At 67.4% G+C, this 26,321-nt stretch carries 24 protein-coding genes; 11 read left to right on the top strand and 13 right to left on the bottom strand.

Annotated features, from left to right (window positions below; genetic code table 11):
• Positions 1 to 14 precede the first annotated feature (14 nt).
• The 3 genes from ACYVN4_RS02675 to secA all read right to left on the bottom strand — a co-directional run bounded on the left by ACYVN4_RS02675 (position 15) and on the right by secA (position 6,186).
• Entirely contained in the window at positions 15 to 2,636 is a 2,622-nt protein-coding gene (locus tag ACYVN4_RS02675) for a helix-turn-helix transcriptional regulator (RefSeq protein ID WP_460717601.1), read from the bottom strand.
• Positions 2,637 to 2,949: 313 nt separating this feature from the next.
• Complete coding sequence (locus tag ACYVN4_RS02670) at positions 2,950 to 3,258, bottom strand: hypothetical protein (protein ID WP_460717600.1); 309 nt, start codon at positions 3,256 to 3,258, stop codon at positions 2,950 to 2,952.
• 93 nt (positions 3,259 to 3,351) lie between these two features.
• Positions 3,352 to 6,186, bottom strand: a complete 2,835-nt coding sequence (gene secA, locus ACYVN4_RS02665; RefSeq protein ID WP_460717599.1) for a preprotein translocase subunit SecA — start codon at positions 6,184 to 6,186, stop codon at positions 3,352 to 3,354.
• Positions 6,187 to 6,592: 406 nt separating this feature from the next.
• On the opposite strand from secA, the gene ACYVN4_RS02660 reads away from it, so the two are divergent.
• The 7 genes from ACYVN4_RS02660 to ACYVN4_RS02630 all read left to right on the top strand — a co-directional run bounded on the left by ACYVN4_RS02660 (position 6,593) and on the right by ACYVN4_RS02630 (position 14,126).
• Positions 6,593 to 8,014, top strand: coding sequence for a WS/DGAT/MGAT family O-acyltransferase (locus ACYVN4_RS02660; RefSeq protein ID WP_460717598.1), 1,422 nt, complete (start codon positions 6,593 to 6,595; stop codon positions 8,012 to 8,014).
• Positions 7,998 to 8,585 (top strand): DUF6912 family protein, encoded by a 588-nt coding sequence (locus ACYVN4_RS02655; RefSeq protein ID WP_460717597.1) that lies wholly within the window; start codon positions 7,998 to 8,000, stop codon positions 8,583 to 8,585. The genes ACYVN4_RS02660 and ACYVN4_RS02655 overlap by 17 nt, the downstream gene beginning before the upstream one ends.
• Before the next feature lie 94 nt (positions 8,586 to 8,679).
• Positions 8,680 to 9,840 carry a ferredoxin reductase gene (locus tag ACYVN4_RS02650; protein ID WP_460717596.1) on the top strand — a complete coding sequence of 387 codons (1,161 nt, stop codon included), beginning with the start codon at positions 8,680 to 8,682 and terminating at the stop codon, positions 9,838 to 9,840.
• A gap of 98 nt (positions 9,841 to 9,938) precedes the next feature.
• Entirely contained in the window at positions 9,939 to 11,417 is a 1,479-nt protein-coding gene (locus ACYVN4_RS02645; RefSeq protein ID WP_460717595.1) for a fatty acid desaturase family protein, read from the top strand.
• Positions 11,418 to 11,512: 95 nt separating this feature from the next.
• On the top strand, positions 11,513 to 12,766 hold the full coding sequence (locus ACYVN4_RS02640) for a fatty acid desaturase family protein (protein ID WP_460717594.1): 1,254 nt from the start codon (positions 11,513 to 11,515) through the stop codon (positions 12,764 to 12,766).
• 122 nt (positions 12,767 to 12,888) lie between these two features.
• A complete protein-coding gene (gene bluB, locus ACYVN4_RS02635) occupies positions 12,889 to 13,521 on the top strand; it encodes a 5,6-dimethylbenzimidazole synthase (protein WP_460718341.1) in 633 nt (210 codons plus the stop codon).
• A gap of 68 nt (positions 13,522 to 13,589) precedes the next feature.
• A complete protein-coding gene (locus tag ACYVN4_RS02630; RefSeq protein ID WP_460717593.1) occupies positions 13,590 to 14,126 on the top strand; it encodes a YceI family protein in 537 nt (178 codons plus the stop codon).
• Between the two features lie 85 nt (positions 14,127 to 14,211).
• On the opposite strand, the gene ACYVN4_RS02625 is transcribed toward ACYVN4_RS02630, so the two are convergent.
• The 10 genes from ACYVN4_RS02625 to ACYVN4_RS02580 form a co-directional block, all read right to left on the bottom strand.
• Positions 14,212 to 14,751 carry a hypothetical protein gene (locus tag ACYVN4_RS02625; RefSeq protein WP_460717592.1) on the bottom strand — a complete coding sequence of 180 codons (540 nt, stop codon included), beginning with the start codon at positions 14,749 to 14,751 and terminating at the stop codon, positions 14,212 to 14,214.
• Positions 14,752 to 14,963: 212 nt separating this feature from the next.
• A complete protein-coding gene (locus ACYVN4_RS02620; RefSeq protein WP_460717591.1) occupies positions 14,964 to 15,266 on the bottom strand; it encodes a hypothetical protein in 303 nt (100 codons plus the stop codon).
• Positions 15,267 to 15,278: 12 nt separating this feature from the next.
• Entirely contained in the window at positions 15,279 to 15,716 is a 438-nt protein-coding gene (locus tag ACYVN4_RS02615; RefSeq protein WP_460717590.1) for a hypothetical protein, read from the bottom strand.
• Positions 15,717 to 15,868: 152 nt separating this feature from the next.
• Positions 15,869 to 17,161, bottom strand: coding sequence for an acetyl-CoA C-acyltransferase (locus ACYVN4_RS02610; protein ID WP_460717589.1), 1,293 nt, complete (start codon positions 17,159 to 17,161; stop codon positions 15,869 to 15,871).
• Positions 17,162 to 17,280: 119 nt separating this feature from the next.
• Positions 17,281 to 17,919: a ribosome hibernation-promoting factor, HPF/YfiA family gene (hpf, locus tag ACYVN4_RS02605; RefSeq protein ID WP_460718340.1), complete on the bottom strand. Its 639-nt coding sequence runs from the start codon at positions 17,917 to 17,919 to the stop codon at positions 17,281 to 17,283.
• 262 nt (positions 17,920 to 18,181) lie between these two features.
• Positions 18,182 to 18,643: a ComF family protein gene (locus tag ACYVN4_RS02600; protein ID WP_460717588.1), complete on the bottom strand. Its 462-nt coding sequence runs from the start codon at positions 18,641 to 18,643 to the stop codon at positions 18,182 to 18,184.
• 198 nt (positions 18,644 to 18,841) lie between these two features.
• Positions 18,842 to 20,638, bottom strand: a complete 1,797-nt coding sequence (gene lpqB, locus ACYVN4_RS02595) for an MtrAB system accessory lipoprotein LpqB (RefSeq protein ID WP_460717587.1) — start codon at positions 20,636 to 20,638, stop codon at positions 18,842 to 18,844.
• Positions 20,635 to 22,458, bottom strand: coding sequence for an MtrAB system histidine kinase MtrB (gene mtrB / locus ACYVN4_RS02590; protein WP_460717586.1), 1,824 nt, complete (start codon positions 22,456 to 22,458; stop codon positions 20,635 to 20,637). Before mtrB ends, lpqB begins: the two co-directional genes overlap by 4 nt.
• Complete coding sequence (mtrA, locus tag ACYVN4_RS02585; protein ID WP_029931579.1) at positions 22,455 to 23,132, bottom strand: MtrAB system response regulator MtrA; 678 nt, start codon at positions 23,130 to 23,132, stop codon at positions 22,455 to 22,457. Before mtrA ends, mtrB begins: the two co-directional genes overlap by 4 nt.
• 78 nt (positions 23,133 to 23,210) lie before the next feature.
• On the bottom strand, positions 23,211 to 23,858 hold the full coding sequence (locus tag ACYVN4_RS02580; RefSeq protein WP_460717585.1) for a dTMP kinase: 648 nt from the start codon (positions 23,856 to 23,858) through the stop codon (positions 23,211 to 23,213).
• A gap of 37 nt (positions 23,859 to 23,895) precedes the next feature.
• Between ACYVN4_RS02580 and ACYVN4_RS02575 the strand changes: the two genes are divergently transcribed.
• From ACYVN4_RS02575 to ACYVN4_RS02560, 4 genes are all read left to right on the top strand, one after another.
• Complete coding sequence (locus ACYVN4_RS02575) at positions 23,896 to 24,954, top strand: glycerophosphodiester phosphodiesterase (protein ID WP_460717584.1); 1,059 nt, start codon at positions 23,896 to 23,898, stop codon at positions 24,952 to 24,954.
• A 96-nt stretch (positions 24,955 to 25,050) separates the two neighbouring features.
• Entirely contained in the window at positions 25,051 to 25,329 is a 279-nt protein-coding gene (locus tag ACYVN4_RS02570) for a hypothetical protein (protein WP_460717583.1), read from the top strand.
• Positions 25,330 to 25,459: 130 nt separating this feature from the next.
• Positions 25,460 to 25,714, top strand: a complete 255-nt coding sequence (locus tag ACYVN4_RS02565) for a hypothetical protein (protein WP_460717582.1) — start codon at positions 25,460 to 25,462, stop codon at positions 25,712 to 25,714.
• A gap of 10 nt (positions 25,715 to 25,724) precedes the next feature.
• On the top strand, positions 25,725 to 25,937 hold the full coding sequence (locus tag ACYVN4_RS02560) for a hypothetical protein (RefSeq protein WP_460717581.1): 213 nt from the start codon (positions 25,725 to 25,727) through the stop codon (positions 25,935 to 25,937).
• Positions 25,938 to 26,321 lie beyond the last annotated feature (384 nt).

Here is a 26,321-nt window from a genome sequence, read left to right as displayed (position 1 = left end):
AACACCCGAAAGACTCAGCGCGGCCGCACGATTCGCATGCCGTTGTCGAAATCGACGTCACCGAGATCGGCCCGGCCGCTGAGTCCCAGCTTGCCGAAGACCCGCGACAGATGGTGCCCCACCGTCCGCGGGCTCAGGAACAGCTCGGTTCCGATCTCCCGATTCGTCAGCCCCTGGGCGGCCAGCCGCGCGACCCGCTGCTCCTGCGCGGTCAGCACCGAGATCTCGCCGTGCGCGGTGACCGGCGCGGCGCGGCGCCCGGTGAGTTCCAGTTCCTGCTGTGCGCGCAGCATCCACTGCTGTGCGCCCATCCGCTCGAACGCCTCCGCGGCCGCGCGCAACTGCTCGGCGGCATCGGCCCGGCGGCGGGCGCGGCGTAGCCACTTGCCGTAGAGCAGTTGGGTGCGCACATGATTCAGGTCGTGGCGGCTGCGCCGGACCACCAGGGCGCGGCGGAAGTACCGGTCGGCGCGGTCGTCGGCGCACAGCAGCGCCCGGCAGGCGTACGCGGTGGAGATCGCCCAGTCCGCGCGCGAACGGATCGCCCAATCCCGGATGTCGGCGTAGTAGGTCAGCGCCTCGGCGTGGCGGCCCACCCGGGTGGCGGCCTCCACCAGATCCAGTGCGGCCAAACGGGCATAGGTGGGATGCCGGGCGTCGTGTCCCGGCTGGGCGAGGGTCCGCAGGCGCAGGTACGCCGTCTCGGGGTCACCCAGGCTGAGCGCGTGGAAGCCCAGATGCCAGTGCGCCGACGCGATCAGCGACTGCGCGCGGCGCGGCCGGGCGATGGCCAGCACCTGTTCCGCACCGTCCCGCACCACCTCCGAATCACCGTGCAGCGCAGCAATTTTCGTGCGCAGTGCCCAGCACTGGGCGAGTACGTTCTCCACCCCGCCCGCCTCGGCCAGCTCGAACGCCTCGGCCAGGGTCCGCTCGGCCTCGGCGAAGCGGCCGTTGGCGAACTGCAGGATCGCCAGCTGCGGCAGCAGCGACACCGCGGCCGGGGCCGCACTGCCGCGCAGCGACGCCGCGGCCTGCGTGTAGGGCTCCAGTGCCACGTCGGCCAGCCCCCACAGCAGCACCAGCGGCGCGGGCGGCAGCGGCCGGATCATCGAGTGCAGTCGCGAAATACCGTCCCGCACCGTCATTTCCGCGATATCGAGGTCGAGCACGCCGTGCCCGGCCACCCAGCGCGCCCGTTCGGCGTCCAGGCGCAGATACGCGGCGGTGCGCGGGTCCACCAGTTCGGCGTCGCGCAACAGCAGCCGGCTCGCCCGTTCCGGCTCGCCCGCAACGAATTCCAGCAATCCGGCCAATCCGCGACTGGCCGTCGCCGCCCGCTCCGCGCCCAATCGGGAGGTGGCCCGCTCCAGCAGTCCGCGCGCCGAGGCGATATCGCCACCGGCCCAGGAGAATCGAGCCGCTGTGGCCAGCCGCTCCCCCGCCCGCTCCGGATCGCCGCTGATGGCCGCGGCCTGCCGCAGCATGGCGGCGGCGGTCAGCGCGCCGTGGCCCGCGGTCTCCGCCCGCTCCGAGAGCACCCAGGCCAGCCGTTCGTCGGGCCGATCGACGGCCATGGCCCGATGCCACACCCGCAGATCCGCCTCGTCGGAACCGACCAGCGCGGTCGCGACCGCCAACTGCGCGGCCCGCCGCTGCGCCGGGGAGGCGGCATCGTACACGGCGGCGCACAGCAGCGGGTGGGTGCGTTCCACCCGGCCGTCGCCGACGGTGAGCAGGCCCGCGGCCGCGGCGTATTCCCAAGCGGCAGGGCCGGTGCCGAGCGCGGCGGCGGCCTCGGTGACGGTGCCGAGCACCCCGCGGGTCTCGGTGACGACGACCGTGAGCAGCACCCGCACCTGCTCCGGCAGCGCGGCGACGCGGTCGCGGAAGGCCGCGCGCAGCCCGGGGCCCAGCGGCACCGGCTGCGGGCCGGTGCCCGCGAGATCGTCCACCACGCCCGGCAATTCGTGCAGGGCCAGCGGGTTGCCGCCCGCCACCGCGAGGATCCGGGACAGCCGCAGTGCGCCCATCGGGCCGTAGCAGTCGGCGATCAGCCGCCGGGCCGCCGCGTCGGACAGCCCGGTGACCGGCAGGGCGGGCATCTCACGCCAGGGCGTGTCGACCGGCTCGCCGCGCAGCGCCACCAGCAGTGCGACCGGCGCCGCGGACAAGCGGCGCACGGCGAAGATGAGCGACTGCGCCGACTGGTGGTCCACCAGCCGGGCCTCGTCGACGACCAGCAGCAGCGGCGCCGCGGTGGCGAGCTCCGACAGCAAGCGCACCAGCCCGGCGCCGACCAGGAACGGGTCGGGGACGCCGGCGTCCAGGCCGAGCACCGCGCGCAGCGCCCCGGCTTGCGCGGTCGGCAGCGCCGACACCCGGTCGGCGACCGGGAGCAACAATTCGTGCAGCGCCGCGTAGGGCAATGCGGATTCGGTGCGAATGCCCTGGCAGCGCAGCACTCGGAAGTCGGTGGCGCGGGCGACGGCCGCGTGCACCAGCTCGGTCTTGCCGATGGCCGGATCTCCGCACAGCACGAGCCCGGTACCCCGCCCCGACCGTGCCGCCCCGAGAACACCCTCCAATTGGATTTGTTCGCGATCCCGCCCGTACAACTTTCGGTCCTCCCACACATACCGAAACTTAGACGAGCTAATAGCCTGCAACCAAGTCGCCCCCGAGAACTGGCACAAAATGTCCTCGAATGACGCAAATCACAAACTTGACCGGCGGAATTCAATTAACACGCGGGCAACTTCGGGCGATATCTTTGCCCACTTCTGCGCGACGGGAAGTGAAAGGAGTTCGAATAAGATTAGCCTGGATGCCGTCCCGACACGAATTACGCTATCCCCATTGAGGATTCACCGCCCAGGCTCGCGGCAAACCTCGAAAACGAAAGCGCTCCCGGTGAATTCACCGGGAGCGCTCTACCGCGACGGATGGTCAGCGGAACAGAGTCAGGTTGAAGGTGCCGTCGGCCTGCGGGTCGCAGCTGTACTGCCAGCCCTGGCCACCGTCGATCTGACGGCCGTCGGGGGTGGTCCAGGAGCCCTTGGAGCCGTCGGCGACGCACGCGTCCTGGGTGGCGTAGTTGCCGCCGAAGTAGGACTCGGCGTGCGCGGTGGCGACACCGAAACCGGCGATGCCCAGGGCCATGGCGGTCACGGCGAGAGTCTTGCGCATTGTGTGATTCCCTTCCTGCTCGGCCACCCCGCGGCGACCGGACTGGAACCATTTGATCGCAGTGATCATGACCGTTTCATGACCGGCCGAAAAGTGCTGGTCCGGTACGGAAAACGGTGAGCCCCGGACGTAAACGCCCGGGGCTCACCGTTTTTCGACTACCTAGTGCCGACGCTTGCTGCGCGGGGCGCGATCCTGCTTGCCCTCGTTGCGAGCCGCCTCACGACGCTCGCGGCGGGTGCCGCTCTGGCCGTCCTCGTTGCCGTACTCGTCGCTGTCACTGCGCACGGCGGCGTGACCGCCCTCGTCGGGACCGGAGTAGGACAGCCCGCGCGGGCCGGACTCGTCGATTCCCTTGGCGCGCAACGCTGCCGGAGCCGCATTGCCGTTGGCGACCGCGTCCTCCTGGGTCGGCAGCGGACGGTTGCCGACCGGCGACTGCAGGCCCGCGGCCACATTCATGCCGGTGGGCTGCGGCTGCTGCACCTCGACCTGCAGGTTGAACAGGAAGCCGACCGACTCCTCCTTCAGACCCTCGAGCATCGCGGCGAACATGTCGAAGCCCTCGCGCTGGTACTCGACCAGCGGATCGCGCTGCGCCATGGCACGCAGGCCGATGCCCTCCTTGAGGTAGTCCATCTCGTAGAGGTGCTCGCGCCACTTGCGGTCCAGCACGCTCAGCAGGATCTGATGCTCCAGCTTGCGCATGCTCTCCGGACCGGCCAGGCCGTCGATCTCGGCCTCGCGGTTGTCGTAGGCCGCGTGCGCGTCCTCCAGCACGGCGTCCAGCAGTTCCTCGCGGGACAGCTCGCCGACCTCGCCGGTCTCGCTCTCGCCGGTGAGGTCCTTGTACGCGATCCCGATGGGGTACAGCGTCTTCAGTGCGCCCCACAGCTTTTCGAGATCCCAGTCCTCGACGTAGCCCTCGGCGGTGGCGCCGGTGACGTAGGCGGTGATCACGTCGGTGATCATCTCCTGCACCTGGCCCTCCATGTCCTCACCATTGAGGATGCGGGCGCGCTCGGCGTAGATCACCTTGCGCTGCTGGTTCATGACCTCGTCGTACTTGAGGACGTTCTTGCGGATCTCGTAGTTCTGCTGCTCGACCTGGGTCTGCGCGGACTTGATGGCACGCGAGACCATCTTGGCCTCGATCGGCACATCGTCGGGCAGGTTGAGCCGGGTCATGATCGACTCCAGCGCCGCGCCGTTGAAGCGCCGCATCAGCTCGTCACCCAGCGACAGGTAGAAGCGGGACTCGCCAGGGTCGCCCTGCCGGCCGGAACGACCGCGCAGCTGGTTGTCGATGCGCCGCGACTCGTGGCGCTCGGTGCCCAGCACGTAGAGGCCGCCCGCGTCGCGCACGGCGTCGGCGTCCTCGTCGACCTGCTCCTTGACCCGCTCCAGCGTGGTGTGCCACTGGGCCTCGTACTCGTCCGGGGTCTCCACCGGGTCCAGGCCCTGACGACGCAGCAGGATGTCGGCGATGATGTCCGGGTTACCGCCCAGCACGACGTCGGTACCACGACCGGCCATATTGGTGGCCACCGTGACCGCGCCCGGGCGACCGGCCTCGGCGACGATCTGCGCTTCCTGCTCGTGGAACTTGGCATTGAGCACGTTGTGCGGAATGCCGCGCTTGGTCAGCAGCTTCGACAGGTACTCCGAGCGCTCGACCGAGGTGGTGCCGACCAGGACCGGCTGACCCTGCTCGTGCTTCTCCTGGATGTCGTCGGCGACCGCGACGTACTTGGCCTCTTCGGTCTTGTAGATCAGGTCCGACTGGTCCTGGCGGATCATCGGCTTGTTGGTCGGGATCGGCACCACGCCCAGGCCGTAGGTCTGGTGCAGCTCGGCCGCCTCGGTCTCGGCGGTACCGGTCATGCCTGACAGCTTGTCGTACAGCCGGAAGTAGTTCTGCAGCGTGATGGTGGCCAGCGTCTGGTTCTCCGGCTGGATCTCGACGCCTTCCTTGGCCTCGATCGCCTGGTGCATGCCCTCGTTGTAGCGGCGGCCCACCAGGATTCGACCGGTGAACTCGTCGACGATGATGACCTCACCGCTGCGGACGATGTAGTCCTTGTCCTTGGTGTAGAGCTCCTTGGCCTTGATGGCGTTGTTCAGGTAGCTCACCAGGGGCGAGTTCGCGGCCTCGTAGAGGTTGTCGATGCCCAGCTGGTCCTCGACGAATTCGACACCGGCCTCGTGCACACCGATGGTGCGCTTCTTGATGTCGACCTCGTAGTGCAGGTCCTTCTTCAGCAGCGGCGCGATGCGCGCGAACTCCGCGTACCACTTCGAGGAGGCGTCGGCCGGGCCCGAGATGATCAGCGGGGTCCGGGCCTCGTCGATGAGGATCGAGTCGACCTCGTCGACGATGGCGAAGTTGTGCCCGCGCTGCACCAGATCGTCCAGCGAGTGGGTCATGTTGTCGCGCAGGTAGTCGAAGCCGAACTCGTTGTTCGTGCCGTAGGTGATGTCCGCGGCGTAGGCGTCGCGACGCTCGGCCGGGGTCATGCCGCCGAGGATCACGCCGACCTCGAGACCGAGGAAGCGGTGCACGCGACCCATCCACTCGGCGTCGCGCTTGGCGAGATAGTCGTTGACGGTGACGACGTGCACGCCCTCGCCGGAGATGGCGTTGAGGTAGGCGGGCAGCACACAGGTCAGGGTCTTGCCCTCACCGGTCTTCATCTCCGCGACATTGCCGATGTGCAGGGCGCCGCCACCCATGATCTGCACCTTGTAGTGCTTCTGGTTGAGCACCCGCCACGACGCCTCCCGCGCGGTCGCGAAGGCCTCGAGCAGCAGTTCGTCGAGGCTCTCGCCGTCGGCGTAGCGTTCCTTGAACTCCGCGGTCTTGGCCTGGAGTTCGGCGTCCGAGAGCGCGGTGTACTCCTCGTCGAGGGCGATGACCTCATCCGCGAGACTCGCGAGCCGCTTGACCGTGCGACCCTCACCAATCCGTAGCAACCTTGAAAAACTCAGCGCAGGCACGGGTCTTGTAGTCCTCTGGTCGGTGTTGTCGGTAGCCCCCACCAAGGCAGGGAACATCGCGCGCGGGCGCGCAATCTTTAAGCCATGGTAATCCGCAGCCCAGCATAGGTGCTGAAGTGCGGCGGGGATGGACCGCCCGCTGAGGGGAAGCTGTGAAATCCGGGTTGCCGAAACCGCCCTCGACGGGCCAGCGACCTCTCAGCGAATGCCCTTGCGGGCGAGGCTGTTTCGAAACCCCTGCCGTACCATGTAGGGGGTCCGGCTCGGGCAGTGCCGCCCATCCATTCCCCCAGGTGATCGGATTGCGATAGCTTGCCTCCAAGACGGTGTACACCGTCGGACAGCCGACGCCTCGGCAGGGGGAACTTCCGCGGGCGAAGGCAGGGATAAGGGAGTAGCGGGCAGCGTGATCACCAGACTGACGCCCCAGGACGCGTCGTTCTACCGGTTGGAATCCAGTAGCAACCCGATGCACATCGGCTCCCTGGCCATCCTGCGCAATCCCGCACCGACCGGGAATGCCGGGAGCGGGCCGCTGGATTACGAGCGGCTGGTGTCGCTGGTCGAATCGCGGCTGCCACTGGTGCCGCTCTACCGCCGCAAAGTACGGGAGATCCCGTTCGCACTGGGCCGCCCGGTGTGGGTGGACGACGGCCACTTCGACATCACCTATCACATCCGCCGCTCCGCGCTGCCCGAACCGGGCACCGACGAACAGCTGCTGGACCTGGTGGCACGGCTGGCTTCCCGCCCGCTCGACCACACCCGGCCGCTGTGGGAGATGTACCTGGTCGAGGGCCTCTCGGAGGGCCGCTGCGCGATCTTCACCAAGACCCATTCGGCGCTGGTCGACGGGGACAGCGCGCTCGAGATCGGCCATGTGATCCTGGACACCTCGACCGCCCCGCGCGAGGTCGCCGACGACGCCTGGATCGCGCATCGCGAACCCGCGGATCTCGAACTCCTGGTCGGCGCGGTGCTGCACCTGGCTACCCAGCCGCGCGAGGGTCTGGAGGTGGCCCGCCATCACGTGGCGGAAGCCTTCGCCATGGTCGATGCCACCGGCAAGGCGGTCGCGAAACTGGTGTCCATGGTCCGCACCGCGGCCATCGGCGCACCCGACAGTCCCCTGAACACGCGCACCTCGCGCAATCGCCGCTTCGAGGTGGTGCGCACCGATCTCGAGGACTACCGCAAGATCCGCAAGCGGTTCGACTGTTCGATCAACGACGTGATCCTCGCGGTGGTGACGGGTGCATTGCGCAACTGGTTGCTCTCGCGCGGGCAGGTGCTCACCGAGGCCGATCAACTGCGCGCGGTGGTGCCCATGTCGGTCTACGCCGACGGCCCGCACGGCGAGCTCAAGCCCGCGGGCGAGGTCACCTCGCTGCTGCTGGATCTGCCGGTGGGCGAACCCAATCCGGTGATCCGGATGGAGCACATCAAACACGCCACCGAGGCGCACGACCGCCATCAGCGCGGGGTGCGGGCCCGGACACTCGTGCACATGGCCGGATTCGCTCCGGCGAGCCTGCATGCGATGAGCGTGCGCTCGGCGAGTACTTTTGCAGAGCACACGTTCAATCTGGTGATCACCAACGCGCCGGGTCCGCAGCAGGCCATGTATATCGGCGGCGCGCGGATGCTGGAGATGTACCCGGTGTCGCCATTGCTGCGCTTTCAGGCTTTGAGCATCGGTCTCACGTCCTACGACGGACGCGTGTTCTACGGGCTCACGGCCGATCGCGACGCCATGGCCGATATCGCGGTGCTGACCGCTTCGGTGCACGAGTCGATGGAGGAGATGCTCGGTGCCTGCGTCCAGTGAGTCGTCCGCCGTATCCAACAAGCTACGGGTCTACGTCCCGGCCACGGTGCCGATGCTGCGGGAACTGGTCGCCGACCGCGAGATTCGCGCGCTCAACGACACCGCCTTCGCGGTGACGCCCGCGCTGCGGGAGGCGTACGCCTCCGGCGACGACGAGGAACTGGCCGAGGTGGCCATGGCCGAGGCCGCCCGCGCCTCGCTGCGGCTGCTGGCTCAGGAACAGGAAGCCGCCGACCTGGGCGGCGCCGATGCCGGTGACGAATCCGACACCGCCCCCGCCGGACCGATCTTCCGTCGCGCGGTCATCGCCGCCGATGTGGACGGTGCGACCCTGCGCCCCGACCTCGACGACGCGGTGGTCCGCCTGTCGGCCGCGATCCCTTACGACCGCATCGCCTCCATCCACGTGGATCTGGCCGAGGCCGAGTCCGAGGTCTCCAAGGCCGTCGGCGTGATCGACGCCGCCGACATGGGCGACACCGACGCCGAATTCGTGCTCGGCGACGCCGAGGACCACCAGCTCGCCTGGTACGCCGCGCAGGAACTCCCCTTCCTGCTGGACCTGCTCTGAGCAGCTGTTCGGATCTAGCTCCGGCACCGTAACCTACGATGCCGTAACCTGGCTGTGACGGACGCGGTACGACGATAGGAACGGTTTCCGGATCATGGCTTCGAAGAGTGGTTTTTCCGTGCGTGCGCTGCGGGAATGGCTGGAGGCTCCCGTGGCCGAAGGCGGCAACGCCGGACGGACCCCCCTCGACACCCTGCGTGGCGCGGCGGCGCGGATCACCACTCCCCTATTGCCGGACGACTACGCGCACCTGATCAACCCGCTCTGGTCGGCGCGTGAGCTGCGCGGCCGCATCGTGGAGGTCCGCAAGGAGACCGCCGATTCGGCCACCCTGGTGATCAAGCCGGGCTGGGGCTTCGACTTCAAGTTCTCCCCGGGCCAGTACATCGGCATCGGCGTGCTGGTGGACGGCCGCTGGCACTGGCGCTCGTATTCGCTGACCTGCCCGCCGGATTGGACCGGCGAGGCCGGGCACAAGGGCAAGCGGCTCATCTCCATCGCGGTGAAGGCGATGCCGGAGGGCTTCCTGTCCAGCCACATCGTCTCCGGTGTGCCGGAGGGGACCATCGTGCGCCTGGCGGCCCCGCAGGGCGGGTTCGTGCTGCCGGAGCCGACGCCGAGCAAGGTGCTGTTCCTGACCGCGGGCTCGGGCATCACCCCGGTGATGGCCATGCTGCGCACCATGGATCGCCGCGACTCGGTCCCGGATGTGCTGCACATCCACTCCGCCCGCACCCCCGACGACGTCATGTTCGGCGACGAACTGCGCGAATTGCACGAGCGCCGACCGGGTTTCACCGCGCACCTGCACCTGACCGGCGAGAAGGGCAAGTTCGCGCTCAGCGATCTGGACGAGGTGTGCCCGGACTGGCGCGAGCGCGAGGTCTGGGCCTGCGGCCCGCTGCCCATGCTCGACGAGATCGAGAAGCATTGGGCCGCCGCCGGTCTGGCCGAACACCTGCATGTCGAACGCTTCGAGATCGAGCGCAACGCGACCGCCGAGGGTGGCAATGTCACCTTCGCCAAGGCCGGAAAGTCCATCGAGATCGACGGTGCGACCACACTGCTGCAGGCCGGTGAGGACGCGGGCGTGCAGATGCCGTTCGGCTGCCGCATGGGCATCTGCCAGACCTGTGTGGTGACCGTCACAGAAGGCCACGTGCGAGATCTGCGCAGTGGCAAGGAACATCGCGCGGGAGACAAGATCCAGACCTGCATCTCGGCCGCGGCCGGGGACTGCACGCTGGAAGTGTGACGCCCGCACCGGCTGCGGCCGCGGCGCGCGAGAACGGCTACCCTCGATAGCAATTACTGCGGGGGGCGCACGGCAGATCAACCACGGAAGGACCGCCGGTGGCAATCACCGATATCAAGGCGTTCGCCCATCTCTCGGCGGCCGATATCGAATCGCTCGGGCATGAGCTCGACTCGATTCGTCGCGAGGTTGAGTTGTCGCTGGGTGAGAAGGATGCGAAATACATCCGTCGCACCATTGCGGCACAACGGATTCTGGAGGCCGCCGGGCGCGCGACGCTGTTCGCGTCGAAGAAGCGCTGGGCTTGGCTGACGGGCACCGCCCTGCTGTCGGTGGCCAAGATCATCGAGAACATGGAGCTCGGGCACAACATCAGCCACGGGCAGTGGGACTGGATGAACGACCCGGAGATCCACTCCACCACGTGGGAGTGGGATATGACGGGTACTTCCGCGCAGTGGAAGGCCGCCCACAACTACTCGCACCACATGTACACCAACATCCTCGACATGGATGACGATCTGGGCTTCGGCATCCTGCGCATGACGCGCGACGAGGAGTGGAAGCCGATCAACCTGGCGCAGCCCTTCGCGAATCTGGTGCTGGCCGCGCTGTTCGAGTGGGGTATCGCCCTGCACGATCTGGCGGCCACCAAAGAGCAGATGGGCGTGCCCACGAGTCAACTCTTCCCCCCGCGCCACATCCTCACCGAGCCGAACAAGGCGTTCTGGCGCAAGGCCGGCAAGCAGGTCGCCAAGGATTTCGTGATCTATCCGGCGCTGACCGGTCCGGCGTGGAAGTCGACGCTCAAGGCGAATGCCACCGCGAACCTGGTCCGCAATCTGTGGGCATACGCGGTGATCTTCTGTGGCCATTTCCCCGACGGCGCACAGAAATTCACCGAGGAGCAGTTCGAGAACGAGACGCAGGGCGAGTGGTACCTGCGGCAGATGCTGGGCAGCGCGAATTTCGATTCGGGTCCGGCAATGGCGTTCATGAGCGGCAATCTGAGCTACCAGATCGAGCATCACCTGTTCCCGGATATTCCGAGCAATCGGTATCGGGAGGTGTCGGTGAAGGTGCAGGAGTTGTGCGACAAGTACGACCTGCCGTACACCACGGGCTCGCTGGCCAAGCAATACCTGTTGGCGTTCCGCACCATTCACAAGCTGGCGCTGCCGGATCAGTGGCTCAAGCGCACGTCCGACGACGCCCCGGAGACCTCCTCCGAGCGCAAGTTCGCGGGTATCACCCTGCCCGCGCTGCCCGCGTTGAACGGCAGTGAATGGCTGGCCGAGCACGGCGGTGAATGGTTGAACGAGCACAGCGCGAGCGAGTGGCTGGCCGAGCATCAGCCGTCCTGGGGCGTGGACCCGGTGACGGGTGAACGGCGCGGACTGCGGTCGGCATTGCAGGAAGCCAAGATTGTGCTGAAGGAGAAGGCCGCGCACGAGAAGCAGGTGTTGCGCGAGGCCAAGGTGGCGCTGCAGGAAAAGGCAAGGCTCGAAAAGGCTTTGCTGTCCGAGAAAGCGCAACGGGGCGGTTGGTTTTCGCGTAAGCTTCGCCGTAATCGCTAGCAGAGTCGAGTAGCGAACACAACGCGGTATTCGACACAGTAGAGATTCATTCCTCGCCAACCTACGGGACCGTAACTTACGGTACTGTAACCCGCATGGCGATCTCGGATGTCAAGGAATACGCGCACCTCACCCCGGAGGATGTCGAAGCGATCGGGGCGGAGCTAGACGCCATCCGCCGCGAGGTCGAATCCTCCCTGGGGCAGCAGGATGCCCGCTACATCCGCAATGTGATCCGTCTCCAGCGCGGCCTCGAGATCAGTGGCCGCGCAGTGCTTTTCGCTAGTCTCTTCCCGCCGGCTTGGTTGGCCGGCGTGGCGCTGCTCGGCACCGCCAAGATCATCGAGAACATGGAGATCGGCCACAATGTGATGCACGGGCAGTGGGACTGGATGAACGATCCGGAAATCCACTCCACCAAGTGGGAATGGGACAACGCCGGTCCCTCCGAACACTGGAAGATCACCCACAATTTCCTGCACCACAAGTACACCAATGTGCTCGGCATGGACGACGACATCGGCTACGGCCTGCTGCGCGTCACCCGTGATCAGCGCTGGTCCCCGTTCTACCTCGGCCAGCCGGTCTACAACCTGCTGCTGCAGATGTTCTTCGAATACGGTGTCGCCATCCAGCATCTGGAGCTCGGCAAGGTCGCCAAGAAGAAGTGGGCCCCGGATTCCCCCGAGCGCCGCCAGTTCGAAGAGGACCGCAACACCGTCCTGAAGAAGATCGGCAAGCAGGCCGCCAAGGACTACCTGATCTTCCCACTGCTCACCGGCCCGGCCTTCGTGGGCACGCTGACCGCGAACCTGGCCGCCAATGTGATCCGCAATGTGTGGACCAACGCGGTCATCTTCTGCGGCCACTTCCCGGACGGCGCGGAGAAGTTCACCAAGGGCGACTGCGACAACGAGACCCAGGCCGAGTGGTACCTGCGGCAGATGCTGGGCAGCGCCAATATCTCCGGCGGCCCGCTCATGCACTTCATGACCGGCAACCTCTCGCACCAGATCGAGCACCACCTGTACCCGAACATCCCGTCCAACCGGCTCAAGGACATCGCCGTTCGGGTGCGGGCCCTGTGCGAGAAGTACGACCTGCCCTACACCACCGGTTCGCTGCCGGTGCAGTACGCCAAGTCGTGGCGCACCATCATGAAGCTGTCGCTGCCGAACAAGTACCTGCGCCGCGGCACCGACGACGCTCCGGAAACCAAGTCGGAGAAGGTCTTCGGCGGCCAGTCCACCATCGACCCGATGACCGGACGCCGTCGCGGCCTGCGCACCGCACTGCAGGAGGGCGGCCGCAAGCTGGCCCGCCGCAAGCAGCCCGCCATGGCGAGCTGATCCCCTCCCGCCTGGTGAGCTGAGCACAGCCTGAGCCCGACGCCCCCGCCGGAATCCCGGCGGGGGCGTCGTGTTCACTGGAGGCCGTGTGTTCCGAAGGTCCCTGTAGTACCCCCGAATGTCTGAGCGTCTACGACGCGATCCGCCTGCGCCGTGACGTCCGCGCCGAATTCAATGGTCAGGTGGTCGACGATGCCACCCTGCTGCGCATTCTCGAGGCCGCCCATCGCGCCCCCAGCGTCGGCAATTCCATGCCCTGGGACTTCGTGGTGCTACGCGACCCGGCCACACTGAGCAAATTCGCCGACCACGTCGCGGAGAAGCGCCAGCAGTTCCACGACGGGCTGCCCGCCGACCGCGCGGAGACCTTCAATCCCATCAAGATCGAGGGCATTGTCGAGAGCGGCACCGGAATCGTGGTGACGCACAATCAGTCCCGCGGCGGCACCCATGTGCTGGGGCGGGCGACCGTGCCCGAGACCGGCATCTACTCGACCATCCTGGCCATTCAGAACCTGTGGCTGGCCGCCACCGCCGAGGGCGTGGGCGTCGGCTGGGTCAGCTTCTACGACGAGCCATTCCTGACGGACCTGCTCGACCTCCCCGGCGATGTGAAGCCGGTCGCCTGGCTCTGTGTCGGCCCGGTGCACGAGTTCCAGCGGGTGCCCGACCTGGAACGCTTCGGCTGGCGCACCCGCCGCCCGCTCGAATCCGCCATCCACTGGGAGCAATTCACCGCGCGCGCGGATATTTAGCCACGGACCGGCAGTCCCCGGATCAAGCCGGTCTGGTTGCGGGCGAGTAAGCGGACCACAGTCAACTTATGACGACTTCGACCCGCATCACCCTGGCTCCCGGCCGCTGGACCCTCGACCTCGCGCCCTCCACCGTCGCGTTCACCCTGCGCAGCTTCGGGCTGATCAAGGTGCGCGGTGAATTCCAGCGCTTCGACACCGAATTCGTGGTGGACGACTCCGGTGCGGCCGCCATCGAAGCGACCATCCACCTGGATTCCTTCCACACCGGCAATGCCAAGCGCGACGACCACGTCCGGCACGCCGACTTCCTGGATGTCGAGAACCGGCCGACCATGACCTTCCACGCGCCCGCACCGGTCATCATCGGCGAATCCTTCGAGGTGGACGGCGAAGTCACCTTCGCCGATCGGATCCGCCCGCTCACGCTGTCGGCCGCCTGGAACGGCCTGCGCCCGCACCCGGTGACCGGCCGCCAGGCCATCGCCTTCACTGCCACCGGCGCTCTGGACCGCACCGACTTCGGCGTCGGCCCGTCCTTCGGCGGCATGATCGGCAAAACCCTCACCCTCGACCTCGGCATCCACCTGATCGAACCCGCGTGACGACACCGCCCGCGACAGCGCGAAACCCCGATCCGCACAGGCGGATCGGGGTTTCGCGTTCGAAGAGGTCCGAGCGGTCCGGTTCTCAGTGCTGCGGGGACTGCGCGTAGCCGACGCCCGCGCCGATCGCGGCACCGACACCCGCGCCGACCAGCGCACCACCGGCGGCACCGACGGCGACCGGGATGGCCTCGCCCGCGGCGAAACCGACGACGCCACCGATCACGGTGCCCGCGGTCAGACCTGCGGCGGCACCCGGGACGGCACCCACGCCCGCACCGGCAGCCGCTCCGGCCGCGGTGCCGGTACCGGTGCCGATTCCGCTACCGATGCCCGCGCCGATCGCGGCACCGGTCAGGCCCAGCGGCAGGCCGACGACGCCACCGGCGACACCGCCCGCGACGCCACCGGCGACCGCGCCGATGCCCGCGCCCGCGCCCGCGGTCTGGCCCATGCGGTTGAGGGTGTCCACCGGGATTCCGGTGGTGGGGTCGCGCTGCACGTCCGAGATGGGGGCGGGATCGGAAACGGTGGCGGCGGAAGCGGTTCCGGCTCCGGCCAGCACGACGGCGGTAGCCACGGGAACGGCGACGACAGAGGAAAGAACGATCTTACGAACAGACATCGGAAAACACCGGCTTTCGTGCATTGATTCGCTTTGCACCACCGACGCTAGGCCGATTCGGTCAACCGTCCAAGATGAGTGCGCTCAGTAAACGGCGTGACCGGGGCCACCGAAAGCGGGCTTCTCAAGCCTGAAACTCCCGGTCCCCGCAATGCGGTCATGCGAAATTGCTCTGTCGATCACATGTGACCGACAGAGCATTCGCGAATCCGCTATTCCCCCGTTTGCGCGAGCCGCCGGGTGACCTCGGCGGCCAGTTCCGCGCCGGTCGCCTCGCGTAAAGCCTCGACCAGCGAGGCCCGGTGCACATCGTCCCGGTTCAGGAATCCGGCCGCGATCAACCCCTCGACCGGACTCACCCCGTAGGTGCGACTGAACGCGATGACGGTCTCCGCCACCGGAGTCTCCCCGCTCAAATGGCGCGACACCCGCATCTGGTTGGTCCCCATCCGCACCGCGATGGCGCGATCACTGTCGCCGTGCGAGACCGCCTGCTTCCACTCCCGGAATCCCACCGGTTCATTGTGTCAGCGCGGCGGCTCGGTAGGGCGGTGTCCGATGACGGCCGCGTCGTCGAGGGTGACCACGGGGTCGCCGGAGTCGGCCTTGCCGGTGATGGTGATGGTGCCGGTGAAGACGTCGCCCTGTGTCAGGGCCGCACCGACCGGTCCGGCGAGCTCCACCCGCGAGCCGTCGATGGTGTAGTAATCGGTCGGCCCGCCGTGCACGAAGGCCAGGGTCCAGACTGCCGCGTCCGAATACACCAGCCCGTACACGGGAATCCGTTCACCGGCGTGTTGATCCGCGGAGCGCAGCCGCTGGCCCAGGTCGTAGTCGGACACCGGCTGCCCGCCGTCCGACCCGGTCGCGGGGAGTGGCTGCGCCGCAGCGCTTCCCGTCCCACTCACACCGACACCGATCGCGATCCCGATCGCCGCGGCCCCGATCATCGTCCGCCCGACCATGACCCACCTCCGCTCGCCTCATCCCCCTCTGGATACCCATTCGACACCGGTTCACCACCAACGACATCCGCCCGACGCCGAAAAGGCCCCGATCCGCTACCGCGAACCGGGGCCTACCTGCGCGAAGACACATTCGCGCCGTAACGGTCGGATCAGACGCGTTCGAGCACCGCCGAGGCGCCGATGCCGCCCGCGGCGCAGATGCCCAGCAGCGCGGTCGACTTGCCGGTCAGGGCGAGTTCGTTGGCCATGGTGGTGACCATGCGGGCGCCGGTGGCGCCGAAGGGGTGACCGAGGGACACCGAGCCGCCGTGCACATTGAGCTTGGCCGGGTCGATGGTGCCGACGGCGGTGTCGCGGTCCAGGCGGGTCTTGGCCCATTCATCGCTGGCCAGGGCCGAGACGACCGACAGGGTCTGGGCGGCGAAGGCCTCGTGGATGTCGACGAAATCGATGTCCGCCAGCGACATTCCGGCCTTGTCGAGGGCGCGGGGCATGGAGATGGCGGGGCCGATGAGGACCTGGTCGCGCGGGTCGACGCTGACGAAGCTCCAGGAGCGGAAGGCGGCGAGTGGTTCGAAGCCGAGCGCGCGCGCCTTCTCCTCGCTCATCAGCAGCACCGCGGACGCGCCGTCGGTGAGCGGGCTGGAGTTGCCCGCGGTGACGGTGCCGTCCTCGGCGAAAACCGGTGCCAGCTTGGACAGTTTGGCCAGGCTGGTGTCGCGCCGGACCAGGCCGTCGCGGGAGACCGCCACGCCGTCGGGCGTACGCACCGAGAGCACCTCGCGGTCGAAGCGCCCGGATTCGATGGCCGCGGCCGCCCGGTGATGCGAGGTGGCCGCGAAATTGTCCTGCGCCCCACGCGAAATGCCGTGGATGCGGGCCATCTTCTCGGCCGATTCGCCCATCACCTCGCCGGTGGTGCGTTCGGCGATCTGCGGGCGCCGCGGCATCAGGTCGAAGAAGGGTGCGAGTTGTGTTGCCGCGCTGAGGTAGTCCTTGGCCTTGGGCTTGCCCAGGGCCAAGGGCGCGGCGGCGTGCACCAGCTTCTGCGGCAGTTTGACCTCGGCATTGCTGGTGGAGTCGCTGCCGCCGGCGATCATGATGTCGTATTCGCCGCGCTCGATGGCCGCCGCCGCGGAGACCACCGCCTGCAGGCCCGACGCGCACGCACGGGTGACGGTGTATCCCTCGCAGCCGGGATCGAGTTCCAGGTCGAGAGCGATCTCCCGCGCAATGTTCGGCGCGGCGCTGGGCAGGATCACCCCGCCCCACACGATCGCTTGCACGTCCGGCTTGGGCAATCCGGTGCGTTCCAGCAGCCCGCGCACGGCGGTGCCGGCCAGATCGATGGAGTCCATCCGAGTGAAATCGGTGAATGCCCGCACGAACGGGGTTCGCGCCCCGGCGACGATGACAGCACGGCGAGCGCCTGGTTTAGCCATGACCAAGTTTTAACTGATACAGCACGTAACAGCAAGAGTCGGTACAGCTGTGCAGGTTCGTAGTCGACCGGGGCCTGTCCCGAGACCCCGGTCGAAAGGGGTAACTGTTCCTGTAGCCGCTAAGCGAGCCTGATGAGCCCGTAGTCGAAGGCGTGGCGGCGATAGACGACCGACGGTCGGTCGGTCTCCTTGTCCTGGAACATGAAGAAATCGTGGCCGACGAGCTCCATCTGATAGAGGGCGTCATCGACCGTCATGGGGATGGCAGGGTGCTGCTTCACACGCACGACGTGGCCGGGACCGGCGGATTCGCCGTCCTCCTCGGCCGAATGTTCATGGGCGCCCGACCCGTTCGAGGCGAACAGGGATTCGTCGAGCAGTCCGGCGGTCGCCTCCGACACCGAGATCGGTGTCTTGTCCCCGTGATGGACGCGACGGCGGTCCTTGAGCCGACGCAATCGGCTCTCGAGCTTCTCGACCGCCTGCTCGAGGGCGGCATAGAAGCTGTCCGCGCAGGCTTCGGCCCGGACGACCGGACCCTTGCCGCGGGCGGTGATCTCTATCCGCTGGCAGTTCTTGCGTTGACGACGGTTGCGTTCGTGGGTGAGTTCCACATCGAAGAGGTAGATGGTGGGGTCGAAGCGCTCCAAGCGAGAGAGCTTGTCCGCCACGTGAATTCGGAAATGGTCGGGGACTCCACCCTCACCGAGGGTCCGGCCCTTGACCACGACATCCGCCTTGGTCGCCCGATTGGGCATATCTTCTGAGATGACCTCGTCATCGAGCAAGACCGCGGTGTCTGCGTTCTTCGCTGAGAGTCGTGAAGTAGTCGTCACGCGTACCTCCCGGATCTGGCCGCACAAGCCGCTCGTGCGGCGGGATTGAAACGTGTGCCGATCGAATGATTCGCTCGGCACATAGGGTCCGAGGCGCCACCTCCAAACTTGCGGTTCGGGTGTCTGATCGCCAACCTAGTGCGCCAGCGACCTGTCCGCCAGTGTTCACGCAAATTTCGAAGAATCAAGCCGCGCAGGTAACCAGCGCGGCACGAACAGTCACTCCCGCCTCAGCCAGCGCATGCACCGATTCACGCATCGTGACACCGGTGGTCAACACGTCATCGATCAGCACTACCTCGGCATTTGCCGGAAAAAGGACACCCGGTGGCCGGGTGGTGGCTACGATGATCCGCCCGTGCAGATTGTGCTGGCGATCGCGGTGTCCCAGGCCCACCGAGTCGCGCACACCTGGTCGCATGCGCAACATACGCACTAGTCGGCAACCCGGCAGCGAACTCGCCGCGACGCCTCCGGAACGCGCCACCGGATCGCCTCCCCGCGAGCGTGCGGCCGCGCGCCGCGTCGGAGCGGGGACCAATATCAACGGACGCGCGGTGTCCCGCAAATGATCCAGTCCCCTGGCCATCGCGAAGCCCAACGGCTTTGTCAGGTCCCACCGGCAATGCTCCTTGACGGCCAGCACGGCCGCCCGTGGCGCACCTCGATGGGCACCCAGCGCCCAGCACGGCACGCCGGGATCCGCACGCGGGCGAATGCGAATCGGCGGTCCCGACAAGGCATCCGCACACCGGGCGCACCAGGCGGTTCCCGCCCGCCCGCACCCGCCGCACACGCGCGGCAGGATCAGATCCAGCAGCTCCCCCATGCCCTCAGTGTGCGCCTAGCCGGGCAGCACCGGGACCGCGTTGGCCCCCAATCCCGGAACTTCGCGCCAGTAGTCCTCGCGCCCTTCGGGATTGCGGGTCAGTTCCAGCACCGCCCGCGAGTCGGCCACGTACTCCTGATCGGGCGCGGCGCTGAGCACCCGCACCGGCGGCGTCAGATTCTGCGAGGTCTGGGCGCGGAACTCGGAGCCGTCCACCAGGACGCCGGCCACCGGATCCACATTGCCGTCGCGGCCCACCACGACCTTCTCGTCGGTGAGCCAGTCGATGGACACCGCGGGCGTGCTCAAGCCGATGGCCAGCGGCAGCGGCGAGGTCAGCGAGAACTTCCCGTTGGCCTGCGGCACCACCACGGCCACGTACACCTTGCCGTTGGCGATGATCGCGGCGCGCGCCCCCGACGGGGAGATGCGCAGTTCGGTGATCGGGGTGCGCGGGGACGTCGAATTGGCCGCCGCCGCCACCAGTTCGGCGATGTCCACGTCCTGCACCGACACATTGCCGGTGCTGCGGTCGTGCACGGCGCGGATCACCCGGTCGCCGTCCACCACCGACCAGGCGGAGCTACCGTCGGCGGGCCAGGACGGCCGGGTGAAGGTGCCGCCGGTGGCAACCGGGAAGCCGCCCTGCCCGTCGTAGGTGCCGATGATCAGGGTGCGTTCGGGTTCCGGGTCGGGGCGGCCGGACTTGGCGACCGCGGCGACCAGCTGCCCGTCGGGTGAGAGCCCGACCGACTGCAGGGTGTGCGTGGTGCCGAAGAAGCCGGGGGCGGGCACGATCCCGGTGTCGGTGACCGCCACCAGCGACCCGTCCCGCACGGCGTGCAGGCCGATCCGATTGCGGGCGATGACATCCGGGCTCTTGGCCTCGACATCGGCGCGCTGCCAGCCGTTGGTGAACTTCTCGTCGAGCGGTTTGCCGTCGGCATTGAGCAGGTACGGCCCGACCACGTCGGCGCTGGACAGCGTCAGCACCACCTGCGCGGCCATCAGGTCACGGGTGGGCGGGTCCAGCGGGGTCGCGCCGGAAAAGTCGACGCCCACTCCGCCGCCGCCGACGCCGACGTTCTCCGGATCGCCGTTGGCCTTGGTGATCGGCCCGCGCAGCGCCACGGGCGCGCTCATCGGGTTGTGCACGGCCGGTGCGAGCGCGGCCTGCGGTCCCTCGCCGAGCAGGCTCAGCAGCCGTTGCGCCAGTTGATCCTTGCGCACGGAGATCCAACGCAGGTCGGGCACCATGGCCAGCCCGGCGATATTGGGGAAGAACAGCGAGTACCGGTGGTAGGACTTGGAGAAGGCGGCCTGTTCGACGATGACGCCGGACGGCAGATCCTTGATCCGCCACTGGCCGTCGATCTTCTCCATGTCGACCTTGGTTTCCAGGGTGCCGTCGGCGGCGCGGTAGGAGCCGTCGGTCGCGAGCTCGCCGATCTTGCGGGCCCGAATCACATAGGTGGCGGCGTCATTCGTGCGGGATTCGCGCAGCGTGTTGGGCTGGGAATCCACGATGGTGGTGGCCGCCGCGTCGTCCCACTGCACATTGGCGGCGGGCGAGAGGAACTGCCGCGCGGCCTGATGCCGATTGCTCGGGTCGGCGGTGGCCTGCAGGAAGTCCAGCAGCAGCTGTTCGGGTTCGCGCCCGGCGATGGGCGGGTTGGGGGCGGTGCTGGTGGGCTGGTGGTCGAGGCTGCCCAGCGCCTGCGGAGCCGAGGAGTCGGGCAGGCTCGCGCAGGCGGACAGGGACAGCAGGCAGCCGATCACGACCAGCACCCGCCGGGCTGGGGCAGCCCTCATAAGGAGCCGTCCGGCTCGGCCTTCGACGGGAATTCCGGTGCGATGGACTCGAATCCGGCCTCCCCGTTGGCCGAGGTCTCCACCTCGCCACCAGCGGCCTCCAATTCCAGTGGGGCGGGCGCGGATTCCAGCACGGCCGCCGCGGAGGCGATGGCCTCCGGGGTGGCGTCCGATCCGGCGATGTCGAGCGCCAGCTGCTCCGGCGAGACCGCGCCGCGAATCTTGGGCGGATCCAACGACAGTGGGCTCTGCCCGAGCTTGCGCCCGCGCACCAGCGGCAGGGTGAGCCGGAAGCTCGCGCCCACGCCGATCTCGCCCCAGGCTTCCAGCTTGCCCTCGTGCAGGTTGGCGTCCTCGACGCTGATGGACAGGCCCAGGCCGGTGCCGCCGGAGCGCCGCATGCGCGACGGGTCCGAGCGCCAGAACCGGTTGAACACCAGCTTCTCTTCACCGGGCCGCAGGCCGACGCCCTGATCGCGCACCACGATGGCGACCGCGTTGGCGTCCGCGTCGCCGCGCATCCGCATCAGCACCGGCTTGCCCTCGCTGTGGTCGATGGCATTGGCGAGCAGGTTGCGCAGCACGCGCTCGACACGGCGCGGATCCACCTCGGCGACAAGGGGTTCCTCGGGCATGTCGACCACGAGTTCCACTCCGGATTCCTTGGCCAGGTGCCGCACCGTGGAGACCGCGGCCCGCGCGCACATGCGCACGTCCAGCGATTCCACCTGCAGCTCGGCCACACCCGCGTCGTGACGGCTGATCTCGAGCAGATCGTTGAGCAGCCCCTCGAAGCGGTCGAGTTCGTTGACGAGCAGTTCGGCCGAACGCGCCAGCGCCGGGTCCAGGTCGTCGCTGGATCCGTGGATGAGGTCGGCCGCCATGCGCACCGTGGTCAACGGTGTGCGCAGTTCATGGCTGACGTCGGAGGTGAAGCGTCGCTGCAGATTTCCGAACTCCTCGAGTTGGGTGATCTGGTTGGACAAGCTTTCGGCCATCTCGTTGAACGACATGGCCAGCCTGGCCATGTCGTCCTCACCGCGCACCAGCATGCGCTCTTTGAGTCGTCCGTCGGCGAAACGACTCGCGATCCGCGCCGCGGATCTGATGGGCAGCACGACTTGTCGCGTCACCAGCGCGGTGATCGCGGCCAGCAACACCAGCAGCACGATGCCGCCGATGAGCATGGTGCCGCGCATGAGCGACAGGCTGCGTTGCTCATTGGTGAGCGGGAAGATCAGATAGATCTCGAGCGAATCGATATCGGCGGACGGGCTGCCGATGATCAGCGCGGATCCCTTGTACCCATCCGGACTCGACACCGTCGCGAACTGATAGGAGACCTGGCGCTGCTTGACGAATTGGCGCAGCTCCGTAGGGATCTCCTGGATCGCGCCCGAGGTGATCTCCTGCCCGGTGTCCCCCGTCATGGCCAGGGCGGCCTCGTAACTGCCTGCGGCGCCGCCGGTTTGGGTCCCGCCGGCGCTGGAGAACAGCGCGCGGCGGGCATCGTCCAAACGGCTCTGCTGGGTGCCCGAATCGTGCACTCCGGCAAGTTGATTCTGAACGGTATTGCGGGCGCGACCCATCTCCTCGACGGCCGCGTTGATCTTCGCGTCCAACAACCGGTCGGTGATCTGCGATGTCAGCACGACTCCGAGAATCGTGATGACGATCAGCGACAGGGTGAGCGTGGACACGACAACACGCAACTGCAGCGAACGCCGCCACACATGGCCCAGTTGCTCGCCCAGATTGCGGAACCAGGCCACCACTACCGCCAGCAACCGCTGAACGCGGTTTCTGGAACCAGCGATCACGGCGGTCCGGCCTTGTAGCCCACACCTCGCACGGTCAGCACGATCTCAGGGTTCTCCGGATCCTTCTCCACCTTGGCGCGCAACCGCTGTACGTGCACGTTGACCAGGCGGGTATCGGCGGCATGCCGGTAGCCCCAGACCTGTTCGAGGAGCACCTCGCGGGTGAACACCTGGCGTGGCTTGCGGGCCAGCGCCACCAGTAGATCGAATTCCAGTGGAGTCAGCGAGATCTGCTGACCGCCGCGAGTCACCTTGTGCGCGGGCACATCGATGACGATGTCGGCAATGGACAACAGTTCCTGCGGCTCTTCCTCGGTGCGGCGCAGGCGGGCCCGCACCCGAGCAACGAGTTCCTTCGGCTTGAACGGCTTGACGATGTAATCGTCGGCGCCGCTTTCCAAACCCAGGACGACGTCGACCGTATCGGTCTTCGCCGTCAGCATCACGATGGGCACTCCCGAATCGGCTCGCAGCACCCGGCACACGTCGATGCCGTTCATGCCGGGCAGCATGAGATCCAGCAACACGAGATCCGGGCGCAGCTCCCGGACCGCGGTCAATGCCTGCGTGCCGTCTCCGACGACGTGGGGATCGAAACCCTCACCCCGCAAGACGATCGTGAGCATCTCCGCGAGAGCCATATCGTCGTCGACGACCAGAATCTTCGGCTTCATAACGTCTAGTTTGTCACCTCTCCGGCTCTGATTCGGCCGCCACGCCAACACTCGTGACCTGTCGGCGCACATCCAACCCTATCCAGCAACAATTTCCGCGAGGCGCGCGGCAAGTGTTGCCGGTTCGTCACCGGTCCGATGCACCCACCAGCTTCCACGCCAGTTGATTTCGGCCAGCTCACGGTAGACAGTACCGGTGCGGCGCTGCAGACCACCGTCTTTCTCGTATGCATCGAGTGCGCGCGCTGTGTCGGCCGCTCCGCGCAGGCGAGCGCGCTCCTCGGCCACATCAACTGGGACATCGAGAAGGATCTGGACATTCGGGGCGGGCAGTGCGAAGCGCTCGAACTCCAATTCGGCCACCCAGGCCACGATTTCACCGCGCGCGTCCTGCCCCATGCGCGCCGCCGAATACGCCGCATTGGAGGCCACGTAGCGGTCGAGTAGCACGATGTCGTTGTCCGCCAGCAGTTTCGACAGCTCGTCGCGGGCGTCGGCGCGGTCGAGGGCGAACAGCAGCGCCATGGCGTTCACAGACTGGGCGGTATCTCCATGGCCGCCGCGCAGCGCCTCGGCGGCGAGGTCCGCGTGCACCGAAGCGCCGTAGCGCGGGAAGGCGAGGGTCGCGACCCGGAGGCCGCGGGCGGTCAGATCGGCGACGACAGCATCGGTCAACGTGCGCTTACCCGCGCCGTCGAGCCCTTCTATCGCGATCAGTGCACCCATGCAGGGGAGAGTACCGAATCCTTGCTATGGTCCGGCCATGACTTCCACCGGAGTGACATCAATGCAGCTCAAGCGCGCTTTTGTACTACTCGGAGTCACGGCCGCCACGCTCGGCGCGGCGGCTTGCAGCGACAACTCTAACGACAAGAACTCCTCGTCCACGACGTCGCCGACGGCGGACACGCACCGGCCGTTCGACCTTCAAGCTCACCGCGGCGGCCGGGGCATGACCATCGAGGAGTCGCTGCCCGGCTTCGCCAAGGCCATCGAACTGGGCGTCTCCACACTGGAACTCGACATCGTGCTGACCAAGGACAAGGTCCCGCTCATTTGGCACGACCCGGTCATCCAGGCCGAGAAGTGCACCGACACGGCCGCCGCGTTCCCGGGTGATCCGCAGTATCCCTACGTCGGCAAGCTGGTCCACGATCTCAGCTACGACCAGGTCCACACCCTCGACTGCGGCAAGAAGCTGGCGGGATTCCCCGACGCGCAGGAACTTCCGGGCAACAAGATCGCCCGACTGCCCGAATTGTTCGATCTGGTGAAGACCTACCCGGGCGCGTTCGACACCCTGCGCTACAACGTGGAGACCAAGGTCGAGGCCGAGCACCCCGAACAGTCGGCCACCCCCGAGGAATTCGTGAGCGTCATCCTCGACACCATCGAACAGGCCGGGGCCACGCCGAAAGTCGAGATCCAGAGTTTCGACTGGCGCAGCCTGCCGCTGGTGAAGGCGCGCAATGCGAGCATTCCGACCGTCGCCCTCTACGACGCCACCACCTTCAAGCCGAACAGCATGTGGCTGGGCCCGATTCGCTACGAGGATCACGCCGACGACGCACTGGGTGCGATCAAGGCTCTGGGAGCGGACATTTCGTCGCCGGATTATCAATTGCTGACGAATGCCGCCGAATATGTCCGAAAGGCCCGCGATCTCGCGATCAAGGTGGTCCCCTGGACCGTGAACGACAAGGACTCCATCGGCAAGCAGCTGGATGCGGGCGTGGACGGCATCATCACCGACTACCCGAACCGGGCGCGCGAGGTCATGGACGCGAAGGGCTACCCCCTGCCGAAGTCCTTCCGGAAGTAACCGGACCGGTCCGAAATTACCAATCCCAATCTGAAACGCAACTAAGTCAACCCTTGTAGGGTCCCAGCCATAGACCCCCTGCAAGGAGCACACCTGATGAAGACCCGTTTCGCCGCCGCCACCCTGGCGGCCGCCGCCCTCTCCGCCGCGACCCTGACCGCGGCGGGCGCGGCGTCGGCCGCCCCGCTCCCCCTCGAGCCCGTCACCCCGGTCGCCAACTCCGGTTCGTCGATCCCGTCGGTCCCCTCCGGCTCCGGCGGCTCCGGCTCGAGCAATATCGGCGGCACCGGTTCCAGCTTCAGCGAACTGGCCAACGCCGCCATCTGCAAGTTCAACGGCAAGACCTGGATCCCCGTCCTGGACATCTGCGTTTAGCTCCACCGAACCGCTGTGCCGCCACCCCAACGGGTCGGCGGCACAGTCGTTTCCAGCCCCCAGAACTCACGGCATCCTTCTGAAACACATTCCTTTTACAGTTTGAGCACGTTTCAGCAAGGAGACCCCGATGAAATCGGCTCTGACACAACGCCTCCCCACCCTCCTGGCCACCTGCGCCATCGCCACCCTCTGCGCCACCGGAGCCGCCCAGGCCGCCCCGCCCACCCCCGTACCCGCAGCCACGGCAATCGACGGCAGCACGGCCTCGGGCTCCGGCACGGGCTCCAGCGGCGGCCTACTCGGGCTCTATTGCACACTCGTGCACCTCAGCCGGGGCCTACCCCCGGCGTGCAGCTACAGCGACATGCCGGCCGTCGGATAGGAGAACACCGATGAGATCCACACTGACACAACGCCTCCCCCTCCTGCTCGCCGGTTGCGCGGCCGCGACCCTGCTCGCGACCGGCACCGCAACCGCCGACACCGGCTCCTCGGGTTCGAGTTCGGGCTCGTCGATGCTCTCGCAGCTCGAATGCCGTCTGATCGGCCTGAGCTGGGACGCCAACACCCAACGGTGCACCCTCGGCATGACCCACGTCGGATAGCGGCACCCCGATGAAATCGTCTCCGGCACACCGCCTCCCCCTGCTCCTGGCAGTCGGCGCCGCAGCCGCCCTGTTCACCACCGGCACGGCCACCGCCGCCCCTGCGGCCCCAGAGCACACTGCGACACCGATCGACGGCGCTATCCCCTGCAACGACCCGATCGCTGCGATCTTGCGAACTCTGACCACGGGCTCCACGAACGGTTCGTCGGCGGCCTCGGGAACCTTGAACTACACCTGGCTCAATACGATCGTCTGCCTGGGGACCGGAAGCAAAGGGACCCCCTCGGGCTACTGATCCGACTCGGCCGAAACCTGTCCCGCAACGAGATTCGGCCGAGCACCTGGGTGCTCGGCCGAATGCTCAACTGCTACAGCAGGTTT

It is taken from the genome of Nocardia heshunensis (genome assembly GCF_054782115.1).
This window is presented reverse-complemented; position numbering and strand designations above follow the sequence as displayed.

Excerpts from the sequence above, each read along its gene's own strand:
- ACYVN4_RS02670 (WP_460717600.1), bottom strand. The coding sequence starts at position 3,258 with ATGATCACTGCGATCAAATGGTTCCAGTCCGGTCGCCGCGGGGTGGCC.
- ACYVN4_RS02650 (WP_460717596.1), top strand. The coding sequence starts at position 8,680 with ATGGCTTCGAAGAGTGGTTTTTCCGTGCGTGCGCTGCGGGAATGGCTG.
- ACYVN4_RS02640 (WP_460717594.1), top strand. The coding sequence starts at position 11,513 with ATGGCGATCTCGGATGTCAAGGAATACGCGCACCTCACCCCGGAGGAT.
- ACYVN4_RS02630 (WP_460717593.1), top strand. The coding sequence starts at position 13,590 with ATGACGACTTCGACCCGCATCACCCTGGCTCCCGGCCGCTGGACCCTC.
- ACYVN4_RS02625 (WP_460717592.1), bottom strand. The coding sequence starts at position 14,751 with ATGTCTGTTCGTAAGATCGTTCTTTCCTCTGTCGTCGCCGTTCCCGTG.
- ACYVN4_RS02615 (WP_460717590.1), bottom strand. The coding sequence starts at position 15,716 with ATGGTCGGGCGGACGATGATCGGGGCCGCGGCGATCGGGATCGCGATC.
- ACYVN4_RS02610 (WP_460717589.1), bottom strand. The coding sequence starts at position 17,161 with ATGGCTAAACCAGGCGCTCGCCGTGCTGTCATCGTCGCCGGGGCGCGA.
- hpf (WP_460718340.1), bottom strand. The coding sequence starts at position 17,919 with ATGCCCAATCGGGCGACCAAGGCGGATGTCGTGGTCAAGGGCCGGACC.
- lpqB (WP_460717587.1), bottom strand. The coding sequence starts at position 20,638 with ATGAGGGCTGCCCCAGCCCGGCGGGTGCTGGTCGTGATCGGCTGCCTG.
- mtrA (WP_029931579.1), bottom strand. The coding sequence starts at position 23,132 with ATGAAGCCGAAGATTCTGGTCGTCGACGACGATATGGCTCTCGCGGAG.
- ACYVN4_RS02580 (WP_460717585.1), bottom strand. The coding sequence starts at position 23,858 with ATGGGTGCACTGATCGCGATAGAAGGGCTCGACGGCGCGGGTAAGCGC.
- ACYVN4_RS02575 (WP_460717584.1), top strand. The coding sequence starts at position 23,896 with ATGACTTCCACCGGAGTGACATCAATGCAGCTCAAGCGCGCTTTTGTA.
- ACYVN4_RS02570 (WP_460717583.1), top strand. The coding sequence starts at position 25,051 with ATGAAGACCCGTTTCGCCGCCGCCACCCTGGCGGCCGCCGCCCTCTCC.
- ACYVN4_RS02565 (WP_460717582.1), top strand. The coding sequence starts at position 25,460 with ATGAAATCGGCTCTGACACAACGCCTCCCCACCCTCCTGGCCACCTGC.
- ACYVN4_RS02560 (WP_460717581.1), top strand. The coding sequence starts at position 25,725 with ATGAGATCCACACTGACACAACGCCTCCCCCTCCTGCTCGCCGGTTGC.